The 7,710-nt window shown below is 67.3% G+C and carries 8 protein-coding genes and 1 pseudogene; 7 read left to right on the top strand and 2 right to left on the bottom strand.

Annotated elements, in window-relative coordinates; translation table 11 throughout:
- Positions 1 to 180: 180 nt before the first annotated feature.
- Together QHF84_RS49875 and QHF84_RS49870 are read right to left on the bottom strand one after the other, a co-directional pair.
- Positions 181 to 534 (bottom strand): hypothetical protein, encoded by a 354-nt coding sequence (locus QHF84_RS49875; protein ID WP_281320741.1) that lies wholly within the window; start codon positions 532 to 534, stop codon positions 181 to 183.
- A gap of 26 nt (positions 535 to 560) precedes the next feature.
- Positions 561 to 869 carry a hypothetical protein gene (locus QHF84_RS49870; protein ID WP_281320740.1) on the bottom strand — a complete coding sequence of 103 codons (309 nt, stop codon included), beginning with the start codon at positions 867 to 869 and terminating at the stop codon, positions 561 to 563.
- A gap of 127 nt (positions 870 to 996) precedes the next feature.
- Between QHF84_RS49870 and QHF84_RS49865 the strand changes: the two genes are divergently transcribed.
- From QHF84_RS49865 to QHF84_RS49835, 7 genes and pseudogenes are all read left to right on the top strand, one after another.
- Entirely contained in the window at positions 997 to 1,416 is a 420-nt protein-coding gene (locus QHF84_RS49865; protein ID WP_281320739.1) for a hypothetical protein, read from the top strand.
- 311 nt (positions 1,417 to 1,727) lie between these two features.
- A complete protein-coding gene (locus tag QHF84_RS49860; protein ID WP_281320738.1) occupies positions 1,728 to 2,075 on the top strand; it encodes a hypothetical protein in 348 nt (115 codons plus the stop codon).
- A gap of 3 nt (positions 2,076 to 2,078) precedes the next feature.
- On the top strand, positions 2,079 to 2,606 hold the full coding sequence (locus tag QHF84_RS49855) for a hypothetical protein (protein ID WP_281320737.1): 528 nt from the start codon (positions 2,079 to 2,081) through the stop codon (positions 2,604 to 2,606).
- A 4-nt stretch (positions 2,607 to 2,610) separates the two neighbouring features.
- Entirely contained in the window at positions 2,611 to 4,020 is a 1,410-nt protein-coding gene (locus QHF84_RS49850) for a terminase family protein (protein WP_281320736.1), read from the top strand.
- Positions 4,017 to 6,284 (top strand): DUF935 family protein, encoded by a 2,268-nt coding sequence (locus tag QHF84_RS49845; RefSeq protein ID WP_281320735.1) that lies wholly within the window; start codon positions 4,017 to 4,019, stop codon positions 6,282 to 6,284. Before QHF84_RS49850 ends, QHF84_RS49845 begins: the two co-directional genes overlap by 4 nt.
- Positions 6,285 to 6,424: 140 nt before the next feature.
- Positions 6,425 to 7,480, top strand: coding sequence for a phage protease (locus QHF84_RS49840; protein ID WP_281320734.1), 1,056 nt, complete (start codon positions 6,425 to 6,427; stop codon positions 7,478 to 7,480).
- A 10-nt stretch (positions 7,481 to 7,490) separates the two neighbouring features.
- A pseudogene (locus QHF84_RS49835) lies at positions 7,491 to 7,710 on the top strand (hypothetical protein); the annotation flags it as partial.

Here is a 7,710-nt window from a genome sequence, read left to right as displayed (position 1 = left end):
AGGTCGAGGGCCCCTCGGCGGGCCGGCCGGCCCTCGGCGAAAATCTTCCTCGGGGTCGAGGCGCCCCGACCGCGCTCGACATTTTATTTTCCCGATCCTCGCACCGAGGGTCGAGGTGACAGAAACGAAGATGGTGGGACGCGTCGCGGGAAGCCTGAGAGCGCCTATGAGCGGCCGGAATCAATCGTCCTTCGCGCCATCGTTCTCCGCGATGTCCGCGCGCGCGTCACGCCACCCGAAGAATCCTTTCGCAAGGACGAGGGCGCCGCCCACGAGAAGCCAGGGGAACATGATCCCGCTGGCGAGCAGCCCTGCGCCGAGGAGGACCGTCAGCCCGCCGATCCCCATCCAGTAGAAGTGGCTTTCGGACCGCTGCTCGAGTTCTTGACTGGCATGCCCGGACTGGAAGTCGTACCCGCACTGGCAACGGCGAGCGCTCGAGGGAGAGATGAGCGCACAGCGCGGGCATCGCTTCGGAGGACGGCGAGGCGGCAAGGAGGTGGCGGGCTCGGCCTTGGTACGATAGGGGCGCATGATCGGATATCCGTGGGTCGTGCCATTTAGGGCAGCGGACGCTTCATGCAAACACCGTAAACTTCGAGATCTTGGCCGCTTATGAACGACACTGGTTCCCACCCAGCCGCGCCGAGCTTCTGCAACCCCAGCTCCCAGGCCTGGGAACGCTTCTCGACTCTGATGTCCAAAGATTCGTGGTTCATTTCAGGCGTCCCAAAGCAGCGGATCTCCCACCGCTTGACGCCGGACGGTGCGGGTTCATCGGCAATGGCTGTTCTGGCCTGCATGGTCCCAACGGCGCATCCGAGCATGAAGACGATGGAGACCGAGAGCCCCAGTAGGAATTGTCGCATGCCGTACCTCCACGCCACCGGTACCCGAGGGGTGACGTGGCGTCCACTTTGTTGCGGTGGGTTTGCACCGCATTTTTCCCTTCCGTCGATCGCCGTCCGGAGCGAGGCTTCGCCAAGGAGGTAGCTTATGGGCGCGCTGCGCTCGAATTGGGACGCCGTCGTCGATACGCTCGCCATGGGAACCCGGGATCCGAGCCTCGCGGCAGCGCTCGACGTCCGCGCGTCCGGTCGAATCAGCCTGGCGGAAGCCGCCTCGATGCTCGGCGAGCCGACCGACGCGCCTGGATGGCGGCGGAAGCTCACGCGGCGGCTGCGCTACCTCGAACGCTTACACGGCGTTTCCCTCCTGGTGCCGCAAATTGGACGGCGCGGGACGGTCGTGCTGCTCGAGGGGCTGCGCGAGACCTGTCCCGTCCCGGTAGCCTCGGTCCTCGCGCTGCAAGAGCTCCACGCGCGGATCGTCGGTGTCGAGAGCCGCGTCGCGAGCCTCGAAGGCGAGGCCGAAGGGCCGAAATCCTCGGCGAGGCCGAAAAGAGGGCGGAAATAACCCGCGGGCGGCTCCTTTTCCGCCAAGGGTAGGATGGCTCTACCTTCAGCGGAGACCCCGCAAAGCCGATACCGGCGCGTCGTGCGCGAGGTCCTCGACGCTCGCGGCCGCTTCTGCGAGTGCTGCGGCGTTCCAGCGCGGCACGTACACCACATCATCCCGTGCTCTATCTCGGGGATCGCCTCGGAACTCGTCTTTGATCCCGCCAATCTGATCGTGATCTGCAACGATTGCCACATGCTCATGCATCCCTTGATCCGGAGGCCTTCATGGACCAAAGCAGCGAAAGGACGCGGGATCGCGCTCAACCGTTGACCCCCGAGGAAGCCGAGCGCGCTTCCGCCGAGGGACGCCCGGCGCCGAACCCCGACGCGCCGAAGATGGACGCGGACGTCAAGACGTTGCGCTGGCTCCTCCGCGTCGAGAAACGCCGGCTCAAGGAAGCCGTGCGCATCGAGCGGGAGCGGCGGATCGTCTTCCCCGAAACGAGCGTGATCCTGCGCGATGTCCATCGGCTCCTCGATGCCATCGCCATTCGTGAAGGGCGGCTCTCCTCGCGCACGGCTACGGCTCCCGAGCCGGGGCGCTTCGAGGGGAGCGCGAACGGAGGCGCCAAGCCTCGGGACGAGTTCGACGATTTCCGGAGCCTGCTGGAGTAGACCATGAACGGTGGCCGCCCGACCCTCCGAACCCCCGAGGTCGAAAAGCAGATCCTCGACGCGCTCCGGCTCGGTCAACTCCACCGGCCCACGGTCTGCGCGCTCGTCGGGATCAAGCCGCGCACGCTGCGAGATTGGCGAAAGCAGGATCCGGCGTTCGATGCGGCGATCCGGGCCGCGGAAGCGAAGGGCGAAGCGCGGCTTGCATCGATCGCGACGCAAGGGGCCGCAGACGATCCGCGCCTCGCGCTCGACATCCTGCGCGCACGGTATCCCGAGAAGTGGAACCGCAGGCATACGCGGGTCGATGGCAACGTGCACGTTGACGTCGCTCGTCCCCCTACGCTCCCGAAGGAGCTCCGCGCCGCGTGGGATGCGGGCGCGAAGAGCGGTTGGAAGGACCGGAAAGCCTGTCGGGAGCTCGAAATCTACTGGGCGACGGGGGAGATCGGGAGGCCCGAGCAGATTGCGGCGCTCGAAACGCTCTTGGCCGAGCTCAAAGCGAACCCGGAGCCGTACCTCGGGGAATAGCTCGATGGCGAAGGCTTTCGGGTATCGGGTGGGCGATTTCTCCTACAGGGAGCACGGTCGGATCGCGGCGGCCCCCTCCGAGGGCCTCGCGGCGTTCATCCCGGCCGTTACGCCGGGGTATGCGCGCCCGGATCATCTCGCCCCCCTGATCGAGCTCCTCGAGCGCGCACGGCGCGAGCCTGTCCGCGCGGTGATCCACGCTCCTCCGCGGCACGGGAAGACGGACACGATCCTCCACGCGATCGCGTGGTACTTACGAAAGGATCCGACGCTCCCGATCGCTTATGCGACGTACGGGATCGAGCTGGCCAACAGCAAGAGTCGCGACGCTCGGGCGATGGCGCGCGCGGCCGGCGTCGAGCTCGATGCCGGGGCGAAGGGTGTCGGCGAGTGGCGAACGCGCGAGGGGGGACGGGCGGTGTTTACCGCGCTGAATGGCTCGCTGACGGGCAAAGGGTTCCGTGTCCTCTTCGTGGACGACCCCTTCAAGAACCGGATCCAGGCCGAAAGCCCGACGTACCGCGCGCGGATCTGGGACCTCTGGCAGGGCTCGACGATCAACCGCGTCGAGCCGGGCGGGAGCGCGATCGTCCTTGCCACGCGGTGGCACCCTGAAGACCTCTCGGGGAGGCTGATCTCCCAGGGCTGGCAATACCTCCGCCTGCCAGCGCTCTCCGACGACGGACGCGCGCTCTGGCCCGAACGCTGGCCCGCCGAGGAGCTCGAAGCACGGCGGCGCGAGGTCGGGGAATACACGTGGGCCTCCCTGTATCAAGGCGTCCCGAGGCCGCGAGGCGGGGCCGTGTTCAACGCAGAGCCGGCCCTCTACACACCCGAGGCCCTCGGCGAGGTTCGAGAGTACCGCGACGGGATCGGCGTCGATTTCGCGTACACCGCGCGGAAGCATGCGGATTACTCCTCGGCGGTCGTCATGCGCTCGCACGAACCGGAGCGCGGGCGGCGCGTGTATTACGTCCTCGAATGCCTGCGAAAGCAGGTCCTCGCGCCCGAGTTCGCCGCGGAGGGCGCGCGGCTCCAGCGGGCGCACGGGGGATGCAAGGCGATGGGCTACGTCACGGTGTTTGAAAAGATGATCGTTCCCTTCATGTCGGATCGGGGCTTCACGGTCGAGGCGCGCCGCGTGAAGGCGGACAAGTTCACGCGGGCGCAACCGTACGCGGCATCCTGGAACGACGGGCGCGTGCTCCTCCCCGAGGACGTCGGGCCGGATTCGTGGGTAAACGTCTTCCTTGCGGAACATCTCCGCTTCACGGGGCAGGACGACGACGAAGACGACCAGGTCGACGCCGGCGCGGCCGCGCATGACCTGCTGTCCTCGCCCGCGGGGCGGATCGCCGGGTCGTTCTCCGCGGCGAACAAACGGCCGGTTCGGCTCACGAGGTACACCCGATGAATCGCGCCCCTCGCGTTCGGTACGCGCAACACGTGTTCGCGCCGCTCATGGGCTGGGATAACGATCGCGTTCGGCAGGCGCTCGAACGGCATGAAGCGGGAGATTTTCGCGAGTCGGCAGACCTCGCCGAAGCGCTCTTGACGGACGAGCGTCTGGATGGCGCTCTACAGCAACGGATCGACGGGCTGCTCGCGCTGCCGCTCTCCTTCGAGGTCTCCACCGAGACGGGCGACGCACCGGCGGCCGAGCTCGCGCAACGGAAGGCGGCCGAAGTCTGGTGGCGCTTCTGTCCGGAACCCGTTCTGCGGGACGTCCTGAAGTGGTTGATCATGCTCGGCGTCGCGGTCGTGCAACTGAATTGGTCCGAGGAGCGGGGGCAATGGCTGCCGCTCCTCGAGGTCTGGCATCCGCGGGATCTGTGGTTCGATGGGCACGAGGTCACCTACAAGGTAGGGACTCCGACCGCGCAGATCGGCCTCGCCGCGGATCCGTACAAGTGGGCGATCTTCGCCTCGGGTAGCCAAACCCCCTGGATGAACGGCGCCGTCCGGCGGGTCGCCATGTACTACCTCGCGAAACAACAGATGTTTACGGATTGGGCGCATTACTCCGAGGTCTACGGGCATCCCACGCGGGTCGGGAAGTACCCCGCGGCCCTCGATGAGAGCGACGAGACGGCGCGAGAGCGCGATGCGTACCAGGACGCGCTCGTCAACGCTGGCAAATCGCCGGTGATCATGCTCCCGGTGGACATCGACAGCGAGGGCAAGGCGGCGGCGGGCTGGGGTTACGAGCTCGTCCAGGCCGACGGCGCGAGCGCGGTCGAGGTCTTCGAACGCGGGATCCGGTACTGCGATAGCGCAGCAGCTATGGCGATCCTCCGGCAAACCCTCACGATGGAACCTGCGCCGATCGGCTCGCATGCGCTCGGGAAGGTGCACAACGCGGTCCGCCATGAGGGAAAGCGGGCGGACACGGAAGGCCTCGCGACCACCGGCCATTACGAGGTGCTCCGCCCGTGGGCGCTGTTCAACTTCGGGGACGAACGTCTCGCGCCCTGGCCGAAGTGGGACACGAGGACGCCCGAGGAGCGCGAGGCACAAGCGGAGGCCGAGGTCCTCGAAGCGCGGCGACGGGCCGACGTGGCGAAGGCGGAGGCGGAGGCGCGGCGCGCGGTCGCTGAGGCGAAGCGGGCGGAAGCCATCGCGGCGGCCGAGGCGGCAAAGCTCCGCGCCGAGACACTCGAACGTGTCGCGGGCGCGTTCGCTGCGCTCGGCGCGAGCTCGCTCGCGAGCCGCGTGGATTGGGACGCGCTGGCGAAGGACGAGGGGCTTCCCCTGGCTCCCGCGGGTAAGTCGCAGCCGCGGGAGCTCGGGCGCCGCGCGTTGTCGGGGGGTGAGAAGGTTCTCCACGTCGTCGACGGCACGTATGAGCTCTTCCGCGCTCACTTCTCGCGAGGCCGGCGGCGCGTCGTGAATGGGAAGGACGTCAAGGCGACGGTGGGCATGGTGGCATCCCTCGTGACCCTGCTCGAAGCTGGCGAGGTCACACATCTTGCAGTCGCCTTCGACAACCCGATCACGAGCTTTCGAAACAAGCTCTTCGACGGATACAAGGATGATTCCGTCGTGCCGGCGGCCCTGCGCGCGCAGTTCGAGGACGCGGAAGCGGCGGTGCGCGCGCTCGGGGTCGTGGTCTGGTCCATGGACGAGTTCGAGGCCGACGACGCGCTGGCTACGGCCTGCCAGAAGTATGCGCAGGATTTCGAGTCGATCCGCGTGCTCTCGCCGGACAAGGATCTAGCGCAATGCCTGACACGCCCGGGGATCGTGCTCGTGGATCGTGCTCGTGGTCGGGAGCTCGCGGCGGATGGCGTGCGGGATCGGTTCGGCGTGGACCCCGAAAGCATCCCCGATCTGCTGGGGCTCGTGGGCGACACAGCCGACCAGATCCCGGGGATCGATGGCGTGGGCATCGAGGCCGCGGCCGCGCTCTTGTCGCGATACGGTCACATTGAAGACATCCCGGAAGATGCGACGGATTGGGACGTCGAAGTGTGGGGCGCGGAGCGTGTCGCGGCGGCGCTGAAGTCCCGTCGGGAGGACGCGCTCCTTTTCCGTGAGCTCGCCACGCTCGTTCGGAATGTCCCCCTCGAAGAAACAGCCGAGGAGCTCGCATGGGGTGGGGAAAGCGAGGACTTCGGTGCATGGTGTGAGGCCATGAATGCGGAGCATTTGAAGGGACGCTTGCCTGCCGCCGGGTAGAATGCGTGGAGGCGGGCACGATTCGGCGACGGTTTTGTGCTCATCATCGATCGCTTCGCTGAATCAGCCAGAAAAGAGCCAGATCTGGCTGATTAGAATCCCAAGGGTAGAGGCTCTCCATTCTGTGGAGCCGTCGACCCATGGGACGCAAGGCTCGCGCCACGCTTGGGCTCGTTGACCTGTCAGGGGATCCCCCTGGCGAAGTGCTGCTCTTCCGCGCGGGCGTGAACAAGTCCTACAAGGGCCTCCTTCTCTTCGACGAGGAAGCCGCGCGCCGCGTCCTCGCTGACTTCGAGGCGCACGGCGCCGAACTCTTCTTCGACTACGATCACGCCTCCCTCTACGGCTTCTCGAAGGGCGCGGGCGAGGCGGCCGCATGGTTCCGGCCCGAGGTCCGCGAGGGCGCGCTGTGGGCCGTCGATGTCCGCTGGACAGAGGAGGCCGCGGAGAAGGTTCGGGCGCGGAAGTATCGCTACATCTCGCCCGCGGTCGATTACGAGCTCGATAGCAACCGGATCACGCGGCTGATCAACGTCGCGCTGACGAACCTGCCCGCTTCGCACGGGCTTCCGCCGCTGATGGCGGCTTCGCAGGGAGCAAAAGGCATGCTGGAAGGCGCGCTCGCGCATATCGCCTCGGGGCTCGGGCTCGATCCCGACTCGGCGACCGAGGACGACGTGATCAAGGCGTTCGATGATCACATGGCCGAGGAGGGCGGCGAAGAGGGGGACGACGCACTGAAGGACAGCGACGCGGCGGAGGCCCTTGCGCAAATCCGCACCCTGACGGGGAAGGCGACGACGCGCGAGGCGCTCGCGGCGGCGGCCGAGGAGCTGCAAGCGGCGCGCGCGGCGGCCATGGAAGACGAGGTCGGCGCGCTCGTGGATCGCGGTATCGCGGCGAAGCTTATCCCCGAGGCGGGGCGAGAGGCATTCGTCAAGCTCGGCCGTAAGGACCTCGATACGCTGCGGGAACTCGTGGGGAGTGTAGGCGAGGATCCCGAACGGGAGAAGCCTAAGAAGGAGCCACCGAAGGGCGATCCACCGAAGAAACCCGCGGCGCGGCCCACGCCCCCGGCCACGCGACACCAGCAAGCGAGCCCGGCAGCGCGCACGCGTCGGAATGGCGAGTTCGATCTCCAGGTAGCGAAAACGCTGCGGCTCGATCCCGCCGCGATGGACGGGGACGACGATTGAAGGAGGAGCCATGGTCCGCGACGTGAAGCGATACGGGATCGGCGTCTGCGTCGAGCGGCTCGCGCCCGGCATGAAGGCCGGCGCGGTGATCGAGGAGGGAAACATCGTCTGCGTGGATGCCTCGGGCTACGCGCTCGAGGCAACCGAGGCGGCGGATCTGCGGCCGGTCGGACGAGCCTGCGAGACGAAGGACAACAGCGCGGGCCAGGACGGCGCCGAGCGGATCAACT

Source organism: Polyangium sp. y55x31 (assembly GCF_029946505.1).
Taxonomy (GTDB): Bacteria; Myxococcota_A; Polyangia; order Polyangiales; family Polyangiaceae; genus Polyangium.
Note: the sequence above shows the minus strand (reverse complement) of the source record. Positions and strands in the feature narration are given on the sequence as shown.